The sequence below is a fragment of the Neptunomonas qingdaonensis genome (assembly GCF_900113275.1).
Taxonomy (GTDB): Bacteria; Pseudomonadota; Gammaproteobacteria; order Pseudomonadales; family Balneatricaceae; genus Neptunomonas; species Neptunomonas qingdaonensis.
This window is the reverse complement of record NZ_FOOU01000003.1, coordinates 384,218-402,967: the sequence shown is the minus strand read 5'-3', so window position 1 is coordinate 402,967 and position 18,750 is coordinate 384,218. Positions and strand designations below refer to the sequence as shown.

Annotated in this window: 21 protein-coding genes; 6 read left to right on the top strand and 15 right to left on the bottom strand. The window is 45.4% G+C overall.

Features of this window, described 5'->3' with window-relative positions; all coding sequences use genetic code 11:
* Position 1 precedes the first annotated feature (1 nt).
* The 6 genes from BM099_RS06900 to BM099_RS06875 form a co-directional block, all read right to left on the bottom strand.
* The gene (locus tag BM099_RS06900; protein WP_090726072.1) at positions 2 to 616 is read right to left on the bottom strand and encodes a hypothetical protein; all 615 of its coding nucleotides are present in this window, start codon (positions 614 to 616) and stop codon (positions 2 to 4) included.
* 1 nt (position 617) lies between these two features.
* Positions 618 to 2,033 (bottom strand): HlyD family type I secretion periplasmic adaptor subunit, encoded by a 1,416-nt coding sequence (locus tag BM099_RS06895; RefSeq protein WP_090726070.1) that lies wholly within the window; start codon positions 2,031 to 2,033, stop codon positions 618 to 620.
* Complete coding sequence (locus BM099_RS06890) at positions 2,033 to 4,267, bottom strand: type I secretion system permease/ATPase (protein ID WP_090726069.1); 2,235 nt, start codon at positions 4,265 to 4,267, stop codon at positions 2,033 to 2,035. The genes BM099_RS06895 and BM099_RS06890 overlap by 1 nt, the downstream gene beginning before the upstream one ends.
* 181 nt (positions 4,268 to 4,448) lie before the next feature.
* Positions 4,449 to 5,627, bottom strand: a complete 1,179-nt coding sequence (locus BM099_RS06885; protein WP_090726067.1) for a pyridoxal-phosphate-dependent aminotransferase family protein — start codon at positions 5,625 to 5,627, stop codon at positions 4,449 to 4,451.
* A gap of 76 nt (positions 5,628 to 5,703) precedes the next feature.
* Positions 5,704 to 6,453 (bottom strand): 5'-methylthioadenosine/S-adenosylhomocysteine nucleosidase, encoded by a 750-nt coding sequence (gene mtnN, locus BM099_RS06880; protein WP_198064139.1) that lies wholly within the window; start codon positions 6,451 to 6,453, stop codon positions 5,704 to 5,706.
* A gap of 167 nt (positions 6,454 to 6,620) precedes the next feature.
* Positions 6,621 to 7,442 carry a pseudouridine synthase gene (locus tag BM099_RS06875; protein WP_090726066.1) on the bottom strand — a complete coding sequence of 274 codons (822 nt, stop codon included), beginning with the start codon at positions 7,440 to 7,442 and terminating at the stop codon, positions 6,621 to 6,623.
* A gap of 147 nt (positions 7,443 to 7,589) precedes the next feature.
* Here BM099_RS06875 and BM099_RS06870 point away from each other — a divergent pair, with 147 nt between their 5' ends.
* The 6 genes from BM099_RS06870 to BM099_RS06845 all read left to right on the top strand — a co-directional run bounded on the left by BM099_RS06870 (position 7,590) and on the right by BM099_RS06845 (position 10,498).
* Positions 7,590 to 8,270: a Bax inhibitor-1/YccA family protein gene (locus BM099_RS06870; RefSeq protein ID WP_090726063.1), complete on the top strand. Its 681-nt coding sequence runs from the start codon at positions 7,590 to 7,592 to the stop codon at positions 8,268 to 8,270.
* A gap of 76 nt (positions 8,271 to 8,346) precedes the next feature.
* Positions 8,347 to 8,739 (top strand): sulfurtransferase complex subunit TusD, encoded by a 393-nt coding sequence (gene tusD, locus BM099_RS06865; RefSeq protein ID WP_090726061.1) that lies wholly within the window; start codon positions 8,347 to 8,349, stop codon positions 8,737 to 8,739.
* A gap of 1 nt (position 8,740) precedes the next feature.
* Positions 8,741 to 9,103 (top strand): sulfurtransferase complex subunit TusC, encoded by a 363-nt coding sequence (tusC, locus tag BM099_RS06860; RefSeq protein ID WP_090726059.1) that lies wholly within the window; start codon positions 8,741 to 8,743, stop codon positions 9,101 to 9,103.
* 2 nt (positions 9,104 to 9,105) lie between these two features.
* A complete protein-coding gene (tusB, locus tag BM099_RS06855; RefSeq protein WP_090726057.1) occupies positions 9,106 to 9,405 on the top strand; it encodes a sulfurtransferase complex subunit TusB in 300 nt (99 codons plus the stop codon).
* Positions 9,405 to 9,740, top strand: a complete 336-nt coding sequence (locus BM099_RS06850) for a TusE/DsrC/DsvC family sulfur relay protein (RefSeq protein ID WP_090726055.1) — start codon at positions 9,405 to 9,407, stop codon at positions 9,738 to 9,740. The genes tusB and BM099_RS06850 overlap by 1 nt, the downstream gene beginning before the upstream one ends.
* 197 nt (positions 9,741 to 9,937) lie before the next feature.
* Positions 9,938 to 10,498: a chemotaxis protein CheW gene (locus BM099_RS06845; RefSeq protein WP_090726053.1), complete on the top strand. Its 561-nt coding sequence runs from the start codon at positions 9,938 to 9,940 to the stop codon at positions 10,496 to 10,498.
* A 99-nt stretch (positions 10,499 to 10,597) separates the two neighbouring features.
* Here BM099_RS06845 and BM099_RS06840 read toward each other — a convergent pair whose 3' ends face one another.
* The 9 genes from BM099_RS06840 to fabF all read right to left on the bottom strand — a co-directional run bounded on the left by BM099_RS06840 (position 10,598) and on the right by fabF (position 18,671).
* Positions 10,598 to 11,698, bottom strand: coding sequence for a malate dehydrogenase (locus BM099_RS06840; RefSeq protein WP_090726051.1), 1,101 nt, complete (start codon positions 11,696 to 11,698; stop codon positions 10,598 to 10,600).
* A 112-nt stretch (positions 11,699 to 11,810) separates the two neighbouring features.
* Positions 11,811 to 12,701 (bottom strand): radical SAM protein, encoded by an 891-nt coding sequence (locus BM099_RS06835; protein ID WP_332311454.1) that lies wholly within the window; start codon positions 12,699 to 12,701, stop codon positions 11,811 to 11,813.
* Positions 12,701 to 13,510: a TatD family hydrolase gene (locus BM099_RS06830; protein WP_090726047.1), complete on the bottom strand. Its 810-nt coding sequence runs from the start codon at positions 13,508 to 13,510 to the stop codon at positions 12,701 to 12,703. Before BM099_RS06830 ends, BM099_RS06835 begins: the two co-directional genes overlap by 1 nt.
* An 11-nt stretch (positions 13,511 to 13,521) precedes the next feature.
* Positions 13,522 to 13,872, bottom strand: a complete 351-nt coding sequence (locus BM099_RS06825; protein WP_090726045.1) for a PilZ domain-containing protein — start codon at positions 13,870 to 13,872, stop codon at positions 13,522 to 13,524.
* 21 nt (positions 13,873 to 13,893) lie between these two features.
* On the bottom strand, positions 13,894 to 14,913 hold the full coding sequence (locus BM099_RS06820; RefSeq protein ID WP_090726043.1) for a DNA polymerase III subunit delta': 1,020 nt from the start codon (positions 14,911 to 14,913) through the stop codon (positions 13,894 to 13,896).
* A complete protein-coding gene (gene tmk / locus BM099_RS06815; RefSeq protein WP_090726041.1) occupies positions 14,913 to 15,551 on the bottom strand; it encodes a dTMP kinase in 639 nt (212 codons plus the stop codon). The genes BM099_RS06820 and tmk overlap by 1 nt, the downstream gene beginning before the upstream one ends.
* Positions 15,552 to 15,553: 2 nt before the next feature.
* The gene (mltG, locus tag BM099_RS06810) at positions 15,554 to 16,588 is read right to left on the bottom strand and encodes an endolytic transglycosylase MltG (RefSeq protein WP_232348977.1); all 1,035 of its coding nucleotides are present in this window, start codon (positions 16,586 to 16,588) and stop codon (positions 15,554 to 15,556) included.
* Complete coding sequence (gene pabC, locus BM099_RS06805) at positions 16,585 to 17,415, bottom strand: aminodeoxychorismate lyase (protein ID WP_143083740.1); 831 nt, start codon at positions 17,413 to 17,415, stop codon at positions 16,585 to 16,587. The genes mltG and pabC overlap by 4 nt, the downstream gene beginning before the upstream one ends.
* 17 nt (positions 17,416 to 17,432) lie before the next feature.
* Positions 17,433 to 18,671 (bottom strand): beta-ketoacyl-ACP synthase II, encoded by a 1,239-nt coding sequence (fabF, locus tag BM099_RS06800; RefSeq protein ID WP_090726037.1) that lies wholly within the window; start codon positions 18,669 to 18,671, stop codon positions 17,433 to 17,435.
* Positions 18,672 to 18,750: the final 79 nt, after the last annotated feature.

Below are 18,750 nucleotides of genomic sequence, written 5' to 3'. Positions count from 1 at the left end.
TTTAATCCTTTAAATTCTTAATTAACGACTCAAATGAAAGAAATGATTCACCATTTACTAACCACGAGGACTTATCACTTCTCGAACAAAGGCCTGTTCCCATCCATATTTTATAGTCTTGTAGACGAATGTTAGTACTGTGCATTAACGATCGTATCTCAGCCCTAAAGTCGACCCTTTTAGCTACTACCTCCTTGTTTTTTATATCTACTATCCGATCTTCTTTTTTATATAAGATATGCCAAACAGGTTGGTTAGACTCAATTTCCCATATAAAACGCTGATTCATTTCAAGGTTTACCACATCTCCATTTCTCATGATTTTGGGATTAACGGTAGGCACCAATGTGTTGGCTACCCCAGGGTTCTCCGCCTTCCATTGCTCAGGGGTTTTATACACAGTAAAACCGGCTTCGGTTTCACACTTATATTTATGCAATACATGAATAGGTATAAAATCCCAAAAAACAGGAGCCAGTAAAGCAACCGCCATTAATGAGGACCATAGCCAAGGATTTTTTCCGCGGTTACGCGCCCAACGAAACGTACCTTTTGCTATTGTTGACACCACCCAATAATAAATCGCTAGCGGTATTATAAATAATAGGCCGATCATGTTATCGCTCCCTCAGCCCTTCCTGGCCATAACGTAATAATGGTGCTAAGAAAAATTCTATTATCCTGCGCTTACCTGTTTTAACTTCAGCCGTCACAGCCATACCCGGAATTAACTTCACATTTTTTCCATCTACCCAAATAGTATTTTTATCCATGATGAGCTGCATGCTATAAATCAGTCCTTGTTGCTCATCTACCTTCGCATCATCAGAGACGGTAATAACTTTTGCATCAATAATGCCGTATTTAGTAAATGGAAACGTATGGATTTTTACTTCAGCAGGCATGGTTTCATGGACGAAACCAATATCTTTATTTTGCAGGTAGACCTCAACCGAGAGATGTTCTTCATCCGGAACAACTAACATCAATTGTTGGGCTTCAGTGACAACACCTCCGACCGTATTAACAGCAAGACCCTGCACTTGACCCGATACGGGTGAATACAAAATTTGCTTGGCATCAAGATCGGTTGCTTTTGCCAACTCTTCCTGCAAGGCAGCAATCTGCTGTTGTGTTTCAGCCATACTGTTTAAATGGGTTGCACGTGTTTGCGCCATATACCCATTAATCTGCTGCTGTATTTCTGATTCGCTCGCTTGTAATTGTTTAAGCCGCTGACGTTCTGCCACTAAATCTTGTGTTTGTTGTATACGTTCTTGTTCTAATGCCAGATATTCGGTTTCAGAAATATATTTCTTACGGTTGAGGTTTTTTAAATTTGCGGTACGACGTGTAATAATAGGTAGTATTTGCGTCAGTTTACTAATGATAGCGCGCGTGCCCTCTTGCTCCGCTTTAGTTTTACTTAATGCGCTTTGAAAGGCTTGCAGTTGTGCCCGGTATTGTTGCCATTGCTGCCATAGCAAACGTTTATGTAGCCGCTGGTCTTTTGAGGTGGTAAGAGTATCCGTGACGCTTAAGCTCACTTGGCTAGCCGTCAGTTGGCGCTGTTTCAGGACCGGTTTATCTAACATTCCCATCAAGGTTTGGCTGACAGCATGAAGTAACTGTGCACTCTGCAAGTCGCCCAAAAGACGTTTTTCATCAGAAGCGGTGAGTACACGATCTAACTCTATCAAAGGCTGACCTTCGGCTACCGTTTGTCCTTCCTTAACTAATATTCGTTTCACAAGCGCTTTTTCAATCGGCTGTATCACTTTTACACGTGAGCTAGGAATTATCTTCCCTTCTGCGGTAGCGACAATGTTTACTTCACCAAAATATGCCCAAAGTAGTGCTAAACAAAATAACAATATAAGACTACGACCAATCCATTTAGCCAGCGGGTTTGGCGGGGTTTCCTGTATTTCTAATGCCGCCGGCAGAAAAGCAGCCAGCTCCCGCATGTTATGTTTATCACCCAATTGATCCCGGTTAAGCCATGCCTCTTTAAACGCATTGAAGAGATTCATTATGCGCCCTCCCGCGTAACTTCAGGTGCAACCTGATTGCGTACGCGTGCATCTACCGACTGCAAATTAGGCGCATGACCCTGATAGCTATGTAAGCGGGCATAGTAACCGTTTAATGCTAATAGCTCTTCGTGATTACCTTGTTCTACGATGCGGCCTTTTTCCATCACAATAATCCGATTACAGTGACGTACCGTACTCAGGCGATGGGCAATCATAAAGACACTGCGGCTTTTACAGATGCTTGCCATATTGTCTTGTATTAAGCGTTCAGATTCGTAATCCAGCGCACTGCTTGCCTCATCAAAGATAAGGATGCGCGGATTAGTAATCAGTGCACGCGCGATCGCCAACCGCTGCCGCTGACCACCCGACAAGTTGCTTCCCTGCTCACCAACAAGCGTGTCATAACCTTCAGAAAGCTCGGCTATAAACTCATGTGCCCCTGACATCCTGGCGGCTGCAATGACACGCTCCATCGACGTGGCCGGCTCGCACAGCGCGATATTTTCACGAATAGTACGGTTAAATAGAAAGTTTTCTTGCAGTACAACACCAATCTGTTTACGCAACCACGTCGTATCGACCATAGAAAGATCCACACCATCAATAGACACCCGGCCTGATTCAGGAATGTAGAGGCGTTGGATAAGTTTAGTGATCGTACTTTTTCCTGAACCGGAGCGCCCAACAATGCCAATAACTTCTCCCGGGCGGGCTTGTAAACTAAACTCATCTAAAATAACAGGGCCATCCGTGTTATATCGAAAACGCACACGATCCAAAGATACCGCGCCCTGCAACGCAGGTAACTGAGAGCGGTTGGGATTAAAGCCTGGCTCTTTGGGTGTATTAAGAATGTCGCCCAAACGGGCGATAGAGATACCCGCTTGTTGAAAATCCTGCCACAGTTGCACTAACTTCAGGATAGGACCACTCACCCGACCCGCCAGCATATTAAAGGCAACAAGCTGGCCTACCGAAAGTTGTCCGCCAATCACAAGATGCGCACCTAGCCAAATAATGCCGAGAGTCATTAACTTATTGATTAAACCGGCTATTTGATTTGCAACGTTGTTCAGATTTTGGCTACGAAAAGAGGCATGAACATAATCAGACAGATGATCTTCTAACTTACGCCGCATCTGAGGCTCAACAGCCATGGACTTTACCGTACCGATACCACTGATAGACTCGGTCAAAAATGCTGTATTTGCCGCCCCATGCTTAAATTTTTCATCGAGTCTGCGACGTAAAATAGGCGTAATAAATAGAGAGAGAACTACATAAAATGGGATACTGCCCAAAACAATCCATGTCAGAGCCGGGCTGTAGTACCACATCACACCTAAAAAAACGAAAACAAAAAGCAGGTCAATAACCAGCGTCAGCGCTGTACCCGTAATGAAGTTACGAATAGTATCCAGCTCTCTGACTCGCGCAACATTTTGTCCTACCTGTCGTGCTTCAAAGTAAGCTAACGGTAATGCCATCAAATGATGATAAAGGCGGGAACCCAGCTCTACATCAACTCTATTGGTTGTATGACTAAAAATATAGTTACGAAAGCCACCTAACAGAGCCTCAAAAACAACAACAATAAAAAAACCGACAGCCAGTACATCCAACGTCGTAAAGCCGCGATGAACCAACACCTTATCCATAACGACCTGGAAAAATAACGGGGTGACTAAAGCAAAAAGCTGAAGAAAAAACGAGGCTAGCAAAACCTCAGCAAATAGCCTTCGGTATTTAACTAATGAAGGGATAAACCAAGATATATTAAATGCTTGTTGTAGACTCCCGCCTAACCCTTGTCGTTTAACCAGCGCAATAACGTCACCAGACCATAATGCAGCAAACTCCTCTGCCGAAAGCGACTGTGGAGATTCGTTACGTAAATCATGTATTAATACACCGGTTGCAAGAGGCTTACCCTGATTTGGCTTAGGCGTTGGCTTAGAAGAGTTAGCTTCAGGGTATGCTAAACGGGCCAGTATGATGTACTCGCCCCCCTTTGTTTTGGCAATCGCGGGTAACATCGCATTATTGAGACTGGCAAAATCGAGGGATAGTTTTTTGGCTTTTAAAGAAAGTGCTTTAGCCGCAATTAGCAGCTCAGTGTCAGAAAAAAGTTCACCCGGCGTTCCAAACTCATGAGCTAATTGGGTTGTTTCTGCAGGGAGTTGATGAAATCGCGCCAACGCGACCAATGACTGAAGTCCAGTATCCATATTGCTAATCCTTTAGCTTTCATGGCGGCTTATATGCTACATGCTTTAATTAACAATAGAATGACATAGCCGTTAATACAAATTGTACTGGTTAATCTCTCTTTAATTTTCGCTAAACAAACAAAAAAGCCGGTATAAGCATACTCATACCGGCTGTTAAGACATCTGTTATAAAACCATGTTAACCTTGATAGAATGTTTCTGCAGCAGCTAATGCTTTACCTGCATTAACCGGCGCGCCCATCTGTACCAAGGTGCTTTCCAGTGCAGACAAACATAGCGTGACATTTCGACGGTTGCAGGCAGCACCCATCAAACCGATGCGCCATACTTTACCCGCCAATGCGCCTAAACCTGCCCCAATTTCCAAGCCATAGTTATTCAACAATGCACTGCGTACGGCGGCTTCATCAACGCCTTCAGGCACAATTACCGTGTTCAACTGTGGTAAGCGGTAGGCTTCTTCCACCAAGAATTGAATACCCATCGCTTCTAAGCCTGCTTTAAGCGCTTGATGGTGGTGATCATGGCGTTTATGGGCGTTTTCCAGCCCCTCTTCCTGCAACATCACGAGTGCTTCGTGTAGCGCATAGAGGGAGTTAACAGGTGCCGTATGGTGATAAGCACGCTTGCCTTCACCACCCCAGTAGCCCATGACCAATTTTTTATCGAGGAACCAGCTAGGGACTCTTGATTCACGCGCCTGTACTTTGGCTACTGCTTTAGGGCCAAAACTGACCGGTGAAATCCCTGGTGGGCACGACAAACATTTTTGCGTTCCCGAGTAGATAGCATCAATACCCCATGCATCTACTTCAAGCTCTGTACCGCCTAGTGACGTCACCGCATCAACGATGGTTAATGCGCCATATTGCTGTGCCAATTTACACAGAGCCTGAGCATCAGAGCGAACGCCTGTTGACGTTTCAGCATGCACAAACGCTAATATTTTAGCATCGGGGTGTGCTTCAAAGGCTGCTTTTACTTTATCAACGCTCACCGGTGTGCCCCATTCATCGGACACCAGCACACATTCGCCACCAAAGCGCTCCACATTTTCTTTCATGCGGCCGCCAAATACGCCGTTTTGACAAACAATCACTTTTTCGCCAGGCTCGACCAGGTTAACAAAACAGGCTTCCATTCCCGCAGAGCCAGGTGCTGAAACGGGCATTGTCAGTTCATTTTCAGTCCTGAAAGCGGCTTTAAGCAGCACTTTCAATTCATCCATCATTCCAACAAAAGCAGGATCCAGATGCCCAATCGTTGGGCGAGCCATGGCTTCCAAAACACGAGGACTGACATCTGAGGGACCAGGGCCCATTAAAATTCTTTGTGGTGGATGAAACGACTTAATCATTGGAACTCTCCTCTGGGTAATCTTATTCGGTAAATAATCGGGGGTTAATCTAATACTATAAAGCCAGCCTGGAAAATTAAAGTTTAGCCAAGGAGCGCACGATCTCAATAACCATTTCTGCTGAATGTTTAGCGGCAGTCTCCAGGAACTGATCGAAAGACAAATTTGACTCTTTACCTGCGATATCAGAGAGCGCCCGGATAACGATAAACGGCGTACCAAACTGATGGCATGTCTGTGCGATGGCGGCCGCCTCCATCTCTACTGCTTTCATAGTAGGGAATAGTGCACGGGTGTGCGCTACACGCACAGGATCATTCATGAAACTGTCGCCGGTGGCGATCAGACCATGCACGGTCTGCATCCCATCTAAGCGTTCGATACATTGTTCTGCCACTTTGGCTAATGTCACATCTGGTTCGAATGCAGCGGGTAACCCTGGCACCTGTCCCGGTTCATATCCAAAAATAGTGACATCCACATCGTGATGACGTACTTCGGAGGAGATCACAATATCACCCACATTTAACATGGGGTCAAAACCACCCGCAGAACCCGTATTGATAATACAATCAGGCGCAAACTCATGTAACAACAACGCCGTACTGACAGCCGCATTAACTTTGCCGATACCCGACATCAATAAAACAATATCAAGGCCGGCCATTGAACCTGTATAAAAATCATAACCGGCAATCAAGTGTTGCTGTCGATTTTCTAAACGATCACGAAGAATCTCCACCTCCTGATCCATGGCGCCAATGATACCGACTGTAATTTTCTTGTCATTTTTTATAATGTCATGAAGTGACCGCTGTTTAATCATTGAGCCTAACTGTCCTTATACTCAGCCTTTGGTGAGCTGAATTATCTTCTATTGAATATTTGAGCCTACAGGATACGCAATTTAATTGTCGGTACAAACTGAATATGGCTCTATAAAACATTAACTTTAATCAGACTATACTGATCACTTCTGCTATATGAATATAATTAATCTTCATTCGTGCAAGCTGCATCTGATTCATCTATTTCGCCGGCCAATGCCTCTACGGTTTCAAGAGACTTCCAGGATTCCTGATCCGGATAAAGACCTTGCCACCCCAGCCGGTCAAATAAGTTGGCGACTTTACGTGTCACCGGTGCCTTAATCGTCAACACCTCACCGCTCGCTGGATGTTCGAATGTCAGCTCTGTCGCCATCAACAGCATACGCCGCGTATCCAGATGCTCCCTGAACAGACGGTTATGCCGCCCTTCACCATATTTAGTATCACCGATGAGCGGGTGCAAAATATGCTTCATGTGGCGTCGAATTTGATGCTTGCGTCCCGTGGCAGGCTTAACCTCGACCAATGAATAGCGGGCACAAGGATACTTTCCTACCGCAATGGGCAACTCTACCGTACCGAGACGACGGTACGATGAAACCGCTTCTTTGGCGGGTTTATCAGGATCAGCAAAAGGATCAGCCATTTTATCGAAGATAGGCTTTAATGCGTAATCGATTATCCCCTCTTGCGGTGTATAGCCACGTGTGACACACAGGTAAGTTTTTTGCACTTTGCGCTCGGCAAACAGTGCATTCATCTTTTGCGCCATCTCTTTGTTTTTTGCAAAGACAATCACACCAGATGTTGCCCTATCCAAACGATGTATGGTGTGAACCGGAGCGTTCCTGAAATAGGTTTTCAGTGAATAAACCAGATTCGGTGTATTTTTGGGCGCAATCCAACTGGGATGAACCAAAAGACCCGCGGGTTTATGTACGGCAATAAGATCGTCATCCTGATAAAGGATATCCAGATAAGTCATAAGGGTATTAATGATTCCAGGCGAGAAAACAGGGTAACGGTCATTTTACTTGGAATCTTTATCACAGAATAGGGTCATAACACTTGAAATGGCCTGAAAAGTAGCCATTATAGCTAGTGTTAACAATAACGAACTTCCGGGGATTACATGAGTAACGCACATTCTATTGGCACACGTTCAGAACAATCAGTTCTGCAAACCAACAAGGTCATTCGCAATACTTATATGCTACTGTCCATGACACTGGTTTTCAGTGCAGTAACAGCCGGTATTTCAATGGCGATTAACCCTCCTTTCTTTATGTATCTGGGAAGCGTTATCGTCAGCTTTATACTGCTGTTCGTTTTGAATAAAAAACAAAACAGCGCAGCGGCTCTACCGCTTGTTTTCGGTTTTACTGGCTTACTGGGGTTCGGCTTAGGTCCGATTCTTAACCAGTACCTTGGCTTGCCTAACGGCGGTGAAATCATCATGACAGCGATGGGCATGACAGCACTGACGTTTGTTGGCTTGTCTGCTTACGTACTGACTAGCCGTAAAGACTTCAGCTTCATGGGCGGATTTTTATCTGCCGGCATGATGGTCGCTATTATTGCCATGGTTGCTATGTTCATTCTGCCAATGTTTGGTGTGAATGTGGGTGGTTTCCATCTGGCACTATCAGCGTTAGTTGTTCTGTTAATGGCTGGCTTTATTTTATATGACACCAGCAACATCGTTAACGGCACTTACACTAACTATATTATGGCGACTACGAGTCTTTACCTGAATATCTACAATCTGTTTATTCACCTGTTAATGCTAACAGGTATTTTAAGCGACGATTAATCAGTTCATAGCCAGACCACACGCCCTGTTTTCTTTGATAAGATAACAGGGCGTTTTTCTTTGTACGGATGTTCATATGATTTTTTCCATTCTGATTTATGGCTCTGCGCATAACAGCCAATCTGTACACAGCGCCTACCGTTTTACTGATAGCGTGCTTCGCTCTGGCCATCAGATACACCGTGTGTTTTTTTACGGTGAAAGCGTTCATGCTGCGTCAATCTTAAGTGCACCACCCAGAGACGAACTGAATATACATCAGCTCTGGAAAGATCTTGCCGAAACACATCAGCTCGATATTGTTGTGTGCATTGCGGCCGCTTTAAAACGTGGGGTCATGAATGAAGCAGAAGCCAGGCGCCACGAAAAAGCCAGTTTCAATACCCAAGCCCCTTTTGAACTTTCAGGCCTAGGCCAACTCAGTGAAGCCGCGATCATTTCGGATCGTTTAGTCACCTTTGGAGCCTGATATGTCGCAGAAAAATATTTTACTAATACTGTCTCATGCACCCTATGGTGACGCTTACGCTAAAGAAGCACTGGACATTGCGCTCACTGCTGCGGCGTTCGGATTACCCGTTAGCCTGCTATTGACTCAGGATGCACCTTATCTGCTATTGAAATCGCAACAACCTCAGCAGATTCAACAAAAGAATTTCGCCAATATCTGCTCGGCCCTTCCTATGTACGATATTGAAAACATCTATATTGAAGCTCGGGCCGCACAAACCAAGCGTATCACCCTCGACCAGTTGGTCGTACCGGCAACGTTCGTCAATCAGGCGGATATTGCCTTGATGATTCGCGATCACGATGTTGTATTAAGGTTTTAAGCATGACGACACTCCATACGATTAACAAAGCACCTTCAGACACATCCCTGTGGCAGTCTTGTTTATCAGCAATACTCCCGGGTGATGCCTTACTTATGATTGAGAATGGCGTTTATGCGGCCAGCCAAACCAGTATCACCAGGCAACTACAAAGTATGCATGATGTAAGCCTTTACCTTTTATCCGCCGATATTGAAGCTCGCGGGCTTACGGATCAGATTCGTACGGATGCCACACTCATTGATGACCAGCAATTTGTCGAGCTGAGTTGCCAACACGCTAAAGTCGTGAGCTGGTTCTGATGCGACAGGTTATCATTAACAACACCAGCATAGCATTGGATGACGAAGGCTACCTACTTCACTTAGGCGACTGGTCAACGCCTGTCGCAGAGTATCTTGCTATCGAAGAAAAGATTCAGTTAACAGATGCCCATTGGGAAATCATTGAAGTCATCCGCAATTTTTATCAACAATATGAGTTATCACCCGCCATGCGGCCACTGGTAAAAGCGGTTACCTCAACGCTCGGAAAGGAAAAAGGGAAAAGCATTTATCTGATGAAACTTTTTCCCGAAAGCCCTGCTAAGCAAGCAGCAAAATTGGCAGGCTTACCCAAGCCTACCAACTGCCTCTGAAAATATTCGAACACCCCTTATTTCCCATTAATGATCGACAAAACACTATTGAAATATACTTATTTAAAATCTGCGCTATGCTAAAGCTTATGTACAAAATAAATACGCAATGCAGCTAGATAATATATACAAAACATAACCCCCATTCGGAAAATGTTTTTTTAGCTACTCAGCTAATCAAAAGTGGACAGACCAACATGAGCTTACAAGCTGAAGCAGAACACCTACAATCCATAGAAAGCATGCAGCAAACTCAACAGGATAAGAAAGAGCGGGCCAAGCGCGCCAATCAGGAAGAGATTGCCTACCATCAATGGGCAACGTTCAAAGTCAATAAAGAGCTTTATGGTATAGATGTCATGAAGGTCAAAGAAGTATTGCGCTATACAGACATAACGCCTGTTCCCGGCGCTGAAGATTATATTTTAGGCATTATCAATCTACGTGGTAATGTCGCTACCGTCATTGACACACGCCGTCTCTTCAGGATGCAAACAGCTGCTGTGGATGATAATACACGCATCATCATGGTTGATTACAATGAAGAGGAAGTAATCGGACTTGTCGTTGATAGCGTTGATGAAGTAATCAATATTCCACAAGATGATATTGAACGCGCCCCCAATCTTGCGGCTGAAGAGTCGGGCAGACGCTTTGTACAAGGTGTTTGTTATTACAACAAACTGTTAACCATTCTGCTGGATATCAACAAAATCATGAGCAGCATCACGCCTGCCAGTGAAGAAGAACTACACTGAGTCGAATTCAGTTAACACGAGTTCATGCTAGCTCAAAAAAACGCCTCTGAATCACTTCTGAGGCGTTTTTTGTTATCCGGGCAGGTTGCTGATGACGGCCTACATTACTCGGTTGGTTGTCATAAATTTACTATTCTGGTCCGGTCCTGTTCCGTCAGCATAGAGCGTTACCCCTGAACGCAAACAGATGGATAGATTCAGGTGAGACGCTTCTGTTTCTTTAGGCAACAGATGTTCAATCACCGCTTTTTCCTCTAATAGCTCTTGCTCGGTTTCATCCAAACGCTGTCGGCTAAAGTCATTTATCTCAATGCCACGAACGATCTGATAACGGCCATAGTTACAACGCACAGGGAAAGAGTAGAAAATACCTTTCTCAATCCCGTAACTACCATCACTCAGAATACCCATGCTAACGATTTCACCCGGGTCGGTACCCAGCACCCAATCACACATCTGGTTTACAATAGCCTGGGCTGCAGAGGCTGCACTGGATAATCCCCGTGCTTGTATAATCGCTCCACCACGCTGCTGAACCTGAGGGATGAACGTATCTTTATACCAATCAAAATCGATCTGCGGCAAGGCGGGCTCACCCAAAATAGTTGCATGATGAAGGTCGGGATACTGTGTAGGCGAGTGATTTCCCCAGATGATGATTCCGCTGATATCGCGTGCGGTTGCACCCGACTGACTGGCAAGAATGCCTTTCGCACGGTTATGATCAAGTCGTGTTAAACAGGTAAATTGTGAAGGGCTAAGGTCAGGCGCGTTGCGACTGGCAATCAAGGCGTTGGTATTCGCCGGGTTGCCCGTCACCAATACTTTTACGTCGCGGTTTGCAAAATCATTGAGTGCTTTACCCTGGCGGGCAAAGATCTCCGCGTTCACCTCGAGCAGATCACTGCGCTCCATACCAGGACCACGCGGACGCGCCCCAACCAGCAACGCATAATGAGCATTTTTAAAACCATCTTCAACATTATCATGCAGAGTAATAGTATGAAGTAAAGGATAAGCACAATCCTCAAGCTCCATCGCCACACCACGCAGGGAGTCCAAAGCATGAGGTAATTCGATCAACTGAAGAATAACAGGCTGATCTTTGCCCATCATCTCTCCCGCTGCGATTTTAAATAAAAGGCTATAACTGATTGCGCCAGCGGCACCGGTAACGGCAATTCGAACGGGACGTCTCATGGGTTTTTCCTGCTGTTGTTACTTATTATAATAATTACAACCAAAGTTTATAGCATACCAACACTGTTCAATGAAATATATCGGTCCATAAAAGCACCAAAGAAGTAAGTAATCAGAGACTTCTGTCGCAGGACTGACGTAAAAAGACAGATGACGCGCCGCTAATGGCATTCTCCAGCTGCGCCAATAAGTTTGATTTGTCGGTGCCTAACACGCCTTTCAACACCAACAGATTAGAAGCATGATCACTTCTGAAAATAGTTTTCTTCAATTCAAGTGCCTGAATAAACTGCTGCATCTCCCGAAACAACTGAACGTCACTCATCTCCTCAAAGCGGCCGCTAAAAGCTTCCTTGTAGCGCTGGTCACCTTTTGAAAAGAAAAGCACCAGGCTGGCAAGGTACTCTGGCTGAGTCGCGTTAATCAACCTGGCCGTTTGTGTTGCATGCCGGGCGCTCAACGCCTGTCCACCTAAGCCATTAATCACCATGACAGAACGCTTGATGCCGGCCCCTTGCAATTTGATCAAAGCATCATAGGTTGACTGATATGTTTCACCTTTGTCGATCAGCTTAAGTAGCTCATCGTCACCCGTTTCAACACCCACATAGACCATAGACAATCCGAGCGATTGAAGTTCAGCCAACTCGTCAACTGTTTTTTTCTTCAGGTTTCTGGGCAGGCAGTACGCTGTCACCCTCGTTACCATTGGAAGATGTTCTTTAATCGATTCCAGAATACTTTTCAGACGCCTGAAAGAGAGGGCCATCGCATCGCCATCGGCAAGAAAAACTCGACGCGTATGTGGCAACTCCTCTCCACATCGCTGAATTTCATCCAGGATTTCAGTTTCTGCTTTTGGTTTAAATTTTTTCTGAGGTGCAGTGTACATTTCACAATAAACGCATTTATTCCAGCTGCAGCCATTAGTTACTTGCAGAATCAGGGAGTGCGCTTCGCTCGGTGGCCGAAATAAAGGCTCAATATAGTTCACCGGCGGCATCATCCACATGAAGGGATACCGTCCAACTGAGCGGCTTTGCTAAATAAACGATAAAAATTCCCGGAGGTAGCTTCTGCTACTTGCTCAACTGACACACCTTTTAAGTCAGCGATGCACTGAGCGACTTCCACGACATACTTTGGCTCATTCTTTTTGCCCCGGTAAGGTATCGGTGCAAGATAAGGGGCATCTGTTTCGATCAGTATTTTTTCCAAAGGAATCGCTTTAACGACATCACGCAGTTCTTGTGCATTACGAAATGTGACAATACCTGAAAAAGAGATCAGATAATTCATATCAAGTGCCGCTTTTGCCATCTCTAAAGACTCTGTAAAGCAGTGTAATACGCCACCAGAGTCGCCACCGTGCGCTTTAATTAATGAGAGCGTATCTTCTCTGGCATCACGGGTATGAACAATCACTGGCATGCAGAGCTGATCCGCTGCACGAAGATGATTAATAAAGCTTTGCTGCTGAAGCTCTTTTGTCTCTGCCTGATAATAGTAATCCAGACCGGTTTCTCCGATAGCAACAATTTTTGAGTGTTGCTTTACACTATCCAGCAGGCTTTGAACCGATACGACTGCCGCTTCATTCTCTACATGCAGAGGATGAACCCCCAATGAAGCAAAAACCTTAGGCTGATCCTGAATCAGTTGATACATCCCTTTAAACTGCTCAAGATCGATTGAAACACACAGCAGCCGCGAAATATCTCTGTCAAAAGCCGCCGCGAGCATAGCGGAAAAATTATTATCGTAAGGAGAAAGGTCTAACTTATCGAGGTGACAATGTGAATCTATATACATAAGACTACATATTAAAGTGTGTTAGTTGGACGTCCGGAATTCAGAGCGCCTGCCAGGTGAGTTTCTATTTTTTGAACGAGTGTTGTATCCTCAGGCGAAAGCTGTATACCAATACCCGGTTTTTTTCCTCCCTGAGGCGCTTTTGGCGTCACCCAGATAACTTTACCCGTAATAGGTATTTTGTCCGGATCATCCATCAAGGTCAGCAGCATAAAGACCTCTTCTCCTAGCTGATAAGCGCGAGCCGTAGGTATAAAAATACCCCCATTGGCTACAAACGGCATATAAGCTCTGTAGAGATCTTCTTTCGTCTCGATGTTGAGTGACAATATACCATGGCTTATGCGCGGAACGACTGACATTGTGTCTTGAGAACCCCTTCTCTAGGATCGCACTAATGCGGACCAATCTATGAGTATACGTTCTAACAATAGCTGCTTATTTGGATTTTGCCTGCGCTGCAGACCTAACCGCTCAACCTGAACAAGGTCAGCTAAGGTAAAGATTTTAACTTTCGTGCTGTTTTTAGCAATACCCTTTAACATTTTTTGCATATCCATATTACGAATAAGCTCATCACTGTCTAGTAATAGTATGCGCACAACGTCGGCAAGCAATCCTTGCAACCAGCCGAGCAACAGATCCAAATCAGCCTTGAGAAACTCACCAGCAACTTCAACCGGTGTTTTCCTTTGCCTGAGTATATCTCTCAATGCCGTTAGAAAATCTGCTCTTAGTGCCTGATGGCCTTGTTTCTTAAACGACAACCCCGTTAAAGGGGCGCCATGTACAACATTAAGTAATTGTAATGCTTCCTGCGCGTCGACAGACAGTTGCTGAGATAACCATTCAACCGCAACAGTTTCCGACGGCGGATGACAGTCCAACCGCTGGCAACGGCTTCTGACCGTAGGCAGTACCTGGCCTAATTGATGTGTAATTAAAATAAGCAGCGTATCACGCCCGGGCTCTTCCAGTGTTTTTAACAACGCATTCGCAGCAGAGATATTCATGAATTCAGCAGGTTCAAGCACCACAATACGATAACCACCCTGTTGGGCGGTATTGTGCATAAACTCAGTCAACTGGCGTACCTGGTCAACTTTAATCGGCTTACCCGTTTCTTCCGGGCGCAGAAAGTACAGGTCAGGATGCCCACTGGAGTTTAATAAAATACAACTGCGGCACTGTCCACATGCCTTTAATGACTGAGGCCGGTGACACATAACATAACCCGCTATCGCTTCAGCTAAACGTGCCTTGCCAATTCCGGGCATACCACTGAGTAACAACGCATGCGGCAGGTGCTTATCATTATGCAAGCGAACAACTCTGTGCCACTGATCTTCAAACCAAGGGTAAATAGCCGCATCTAATGAATGATAACGGTCACCGATCTCCATTAAACAATATCCAGTTTTTCGGCTAGCGCAGCGGCTATTTGCCGCTGAACACCCTGCAATGACTGTGAAGCGTCAATCAGTGCAAAACGATCCGGTTCAGCTCTTAATCGATGATGATAGCCTTGCCTGACTTTATCAAAAAAATCCAACTTTTCACGCTCAAACCGATCAGGCTCTCCACGTTGCATTACTCTTGCCATCCCCTCTTCAACAGGAATATCCAGCAAGATAGTCAGATCAGGACGAAGATCACCTAAGACATATTGCTCTAACTGCTGAATGCGGTTCCAGCTTATCCCTCTGCCGGCGCCCTGATAAGCGAAAGTAGCATCAGTAAAGCGATCACTCAGCACCCACCCTCCTTTTTCCAGAGTAGGCTTGATCACCTGATCAACATGCTGCGCCCGAGCAGCAAACACCAGCAGTATTTCAGCATCATCGCAGACCACTTCCTCCCGGGGCTTTAGCAATAGCTCACGAATCTCCTCAGCTAATGGTGTTCCACCCGGCTCTCTGGTCAAACGCAGATCAATCCCTTTATCAGCCAAATATTGACGGATAAATTCTACGTTTGTGCTTTTTCCAACACCTTCAGTACCTTCAATGGTGATAAAGCACCCTTTATTTACCTTGTCCATTATTACTCCGGTGTTGAACGGTATTGTTGCTTTCGTTTCAGCTGATATTCCCTGACCGCTTGATTATGCTTAGCCAACGAGGGGGAAAACTGGTGATAACCGTCGCCTTTGGCAACAAAGTACAACGCTTTAGTCACCTCAGGATTCAATGCAGCGCTAATGGCTTCTCGCCCCACCATTGCTATCGGCGTAGGCGGAAGCCCGTTAATAGTATAAGTATTGTAGGGAGTCGGCGTTCGCAAATCCTTACGGGTAATATTTCCCTGATATTTATCACCAATACCGTAAATAACGGTTGGATCGGTTTGCAAACGCATGCCAATTGATAAGCGCTTAATAAAGACACCTGCTATCAGTGGCCGCTCCTCTGCTACTGCTGTCTCTTTTTCAACAATAGACGCCATTATTAACGCTTCATAAGGTGATTGATAGGGTAAAGAGGCATCCCGGGCCTGCCATGAGGACGTTAGCGCCTGCTGTAAGGCTTTATAGCTACGCTCAAGTAAGGCAAGATCTGTTGAATCACGCTCAATCTGGAACGTATCCGCTAAAAACAAGCCTTCCAGGTGCGGCTCAGTAACACCGAGAGCAGTTAAAATTTCCGCATCGGTTTTACCCTTAAGCGTTTGTTTAATCAGATCCGCTTGGCTTTCCAGTGAAGCCCGCAGCTGCTTAAATGTAGTTCCTTCAATAATGGTAAAGCTATGCTGAACGGCCTCACCATTAACCATCATCATCAATAGCTGAGCAGGTGTCTGATCTTTTTCGATAAAATACTCACCCGCTTTGATTTTGACACCTAACTTATTCAGACGTGCATAAGCTTTAAAATAAAATGGATGGCCAATAATGCTCGCTTGCTCTAAGCCTTCTAACATACGGTTAAAAGACGTACCTTTTGCAACGACAAAAGATGGGATATTTTGCTCTAAAGCGATCGGTGTTTGCATATAACGATGCATTTCCTGCCACACCCACCCCAGCACGGCGGCACTCAGCGCAAACATAATAACAACAAAAATCAGTAACCGTCTCAAACGCTATATTCCTCTTTCAGTAACGCCTGTATTCTGCGTGTATGCGGGCCTATTTGCCATTCCATCACCTCTAGCTTCCTGACAGGCCAAATATCTATTAATGAGTTACAAATAAAAACTTCTTCGGCCTTTTTCAGTACTGTCTCAGTAAACCGGCCTGTAAGCACAGGATTGTTCTGTCTAGCAGCAATATCAATAACAGTCTGACGTAGCACACCAGCGACACCAGATCGATCCAGCTCAGGCGTATAAAGTCGCCCCTGCTCTACCCAGAAGATATTACTCATCGTGCCTTCGATCAGAAATCCGTCAGCATCTTTCATCAAGCCTTCTGAAATATCAGCTGTATCCCATTCTTTTCTTGCAAGCACCTGCTCCAAACGATTCAAATGTTTTATACCGGCAAGCAGCGGATTGATAGACAAAGGTGTATGACACCATCGGAGTACCACACCTTCCATCGCCTTATGCGTAAAGTCCGGTGCTATCGATAAAGATGAGATCGTTGTGGGTCGAAGGTTGTTTGCCGCAAAGTAACCACGCGGCCCTGCCCCCCGGGTGACAGTCAGCTTAAGCACCGCCAGAGAGTGAGGGTTAACGGCTAAAAGATCGCTTATATCAGCCTTAAAGCGGTCTTTAAGGCCATCAGAAGCAATTCCCAAACGCTCACAACCCAGCGCAAGACGGCTAAAATGAGCATCTAACAGCAACGGCTTATTTTGAAAAACTTTAATGGTTTCAAATAAGCCATCGCCATAACACAACCCCCTATCCATCACGCCTAATGAATGGGATTTTTTTCCATTAACCCTTATCAGATCTGACACTTCTGAATCTGGCACTGTCAGATTTTGCGAAAGACAAGAGTACCGTTTGTTCCACCAAAACCAAACGAGTTCGATACAGCGGCTTCGATGACACAAGGTTGAGCGTCATGCGCCACGTAGTTCAGATCACACTCTTCTGATGGATTATCCAGATTAATGGTCGGCGGTGCGACCTGGTCGCGAATAGCTAAAATAGAGAATATTGCCTCAACAGCGCCGGCAGCACCCAACAGATGGCCCGTCATGGACTTAGTTGAGCTCATACGCAGATCTGATACAGAATTACCAAATACTAATTTGGCTGCATTGGTTTCGGCAAGATCACCGGCAGGTGTTGAAGTACCATGAGCATTGATATACTGCACCTGCTCAGGATTTAAGCGCGCATCGCGGATAGCATTAGCCATCGAACTTGCAGCGCCTTCCCCGGTTGCAGGAGGGGCTGTCATATGATGCGCATCATCGCTCATACCTAACCCTGCTAATTCACAATAAATATTCGCACCACGTGCCTTAGCATGCTCATACTCTTCGATAACGAGAACACCGGCACCATCGCCCAATACAAAGCCATCACGATCTCGATCCCATGGACGGCTGGCTCTTTGAGGATCGTCATTACGCGTTGATAATGCACGTGCAGCGGCGAACCCCCCCAAGCCTAATTCAGTCGTGGCCATTTCTGCACCGCCAGCGAGCATCACATCCGCATCACCATACTGAATCATGCGCATAGCAGATCCGATATTATGAGTCCCTGTTGTACAAGCGGTCGTGATCGCAATATTCGGACCCTTCAGGCCATACTTGATAGCCAGGTTACCCGAAATCATATTGATAATACTGCCAGGCACAAAAAACGGAGAGATCTTTCTTGGACCACCGTTTTTAAGCGTGTTGTAGGTACTTTCAATCAGCGTAAGTCCACCAATACCCGAACCAACAGCACAACCAATACGCGATGCATTAGTATCCGTTACTTCCAGACCTGAATCTTTAATAGCCTGAGATGCTGCAGCCATACCATACTGAATAAACAGATCCATCTTACGTGCATCTTTTGGATTCATGTATTCCGCAACATCGAAATTTTTTATTGGGGCTGAAAAACGTGTAGAAAACTGAGAAGCATCAAAATGTTCAATCGTCGCTGCCCCACTTTTACCGGCTAGGATACAATCCCAGGTATCCTGGACAGTGTTACCTACCGGCGTCAGCATACCTATTCCGGTAACTACCACTCTTCTGCGAGACATAGCGCCACTCCAGTGAAAAATCCATATAAATAGAAAAGCCGCACTCTACGTATATAGATGCGGCTTTTCGGTAAAACTT

Coding starts and splice junctions, on each gene's coding strand:
- BM099_RS06890 (WP_090726069.1), bottom strand. CDS start 4,267: ATGGATACTGGACTTCAGTCATTGGTCGCGTTGGCGCGATTTCATCAA.
- BM099_RS06850 (WP_090726055.1), top strand. CDS start 9,405: ATGCGACAGGTTATCATTAACAACACCAGCATAGCATTGGATGACGAA.
- BM099_RS06885 (WP_090726067.1), bottom strand. CDS start 5,627: ATGATTAAGTCGTTTCATCCACCACAAAGAATTTTAATGGGCCCTGGT.
- BM099_RS06830 (WP_090726047.1), bottom strand. CDS start 13,510: ATGTATATAGATTCACATTGTCACCTCGATAAGTTAGACCTTTCTCCT.
- tusD (WP_090726061.1), top strand. CDS start 8,347: ATGATTTTTTCCATTCTGATTTATGGCTCTGCGCATAACAGCCAATCT.
- mtnN (WP_198064139.1), bottom strand. CDS start 6,453: ATGATTAAACAGCGGTCACTTCATGACATTATAAAAAATGACAAGAAA.
- BM099_RS06875 (WP_090726066.1), bottom strand. CDS start 7,442: ATGACTTATCTGGATATCCTTTATCAGGATGACGATCTTATTGCCGTA.
- BM099_RS06840 (WP_090726051.1), bottom strand. CDS start 11,698: ATGAGACGTCCCGTTCGAATTGCCGTTACCGGTGCCGCTGGCGCAATC.
- BM099_RS06835 (WP_332311454.1), bottom strand. CDS start 12,701: ATGCCGCCGGTGAACTATATTGAGCCTTTATTTCGGCCACCGAGCGAA.
- BM099_RS06820 (WP_090726043.1), bottom strand. CDS start 14,913: ATGGAGATCGGTGACCGTTATCATTCATTAGATGCGGCTATTTACCCT.
- BM099_RS06900 (WP_090726072.1), bottom strand. CDS start 616: ATGATCGGCCTATTATTTATAATACCGCTAGCGATTTATTATTGGGTG.
- BM099_RS06825 (WP_090726045.1), bottom strand. CDS start 13,872: ATGTCAGTCGTTCCGCGCATAAGCCATGGTATATTGTCACTCAACATC.
- fabF (WP_090726037.1), bottom strand. CDS start 18,671: ATGTCTCGCAGAAGAGTGGTAGTTACCGGAATAGGTATGCTGACGCCG.
- tusC (WP_090726059.1), top strand. CDS start 8,741: ATGTCGCAGAAAAATATTTTACTAATACTGTCTCATGCACCCTATGGT.
- tusB (WP_090726057.1), top strand. CDS start 9,106: ATGACGACACTCCATACGATTAACAAAGCACCTTCAGACACATCCCTG.
- tmk (WP_090726041.1), bottom strand. CDS start 15,551: ATGGACAAGGTAAATAAAGGGTGCTTTATCACCATTGAAGGTACTGAA.
- BM099_RS06895 (WP_090726070.1), bottom strand. CDS start 2,033: ATGAATCTCTTCAATGCGTTTAAAGAGGCATGGCTTAACCGGGATCAA.
- BM099_RS06845 (WP_090726053.1), top strand. CDS start 9,938: ATGAGCTTACAAGCTGAAGCAGAACACCTACAATCCATAGAAAGCATG.
- BM099_RS06870 (WP_090726063.1), top strand. CDS start 7,590: ATGAGTAACGCACATTCTATTGGCACACGTTCAGAACAATCAGTTCTG.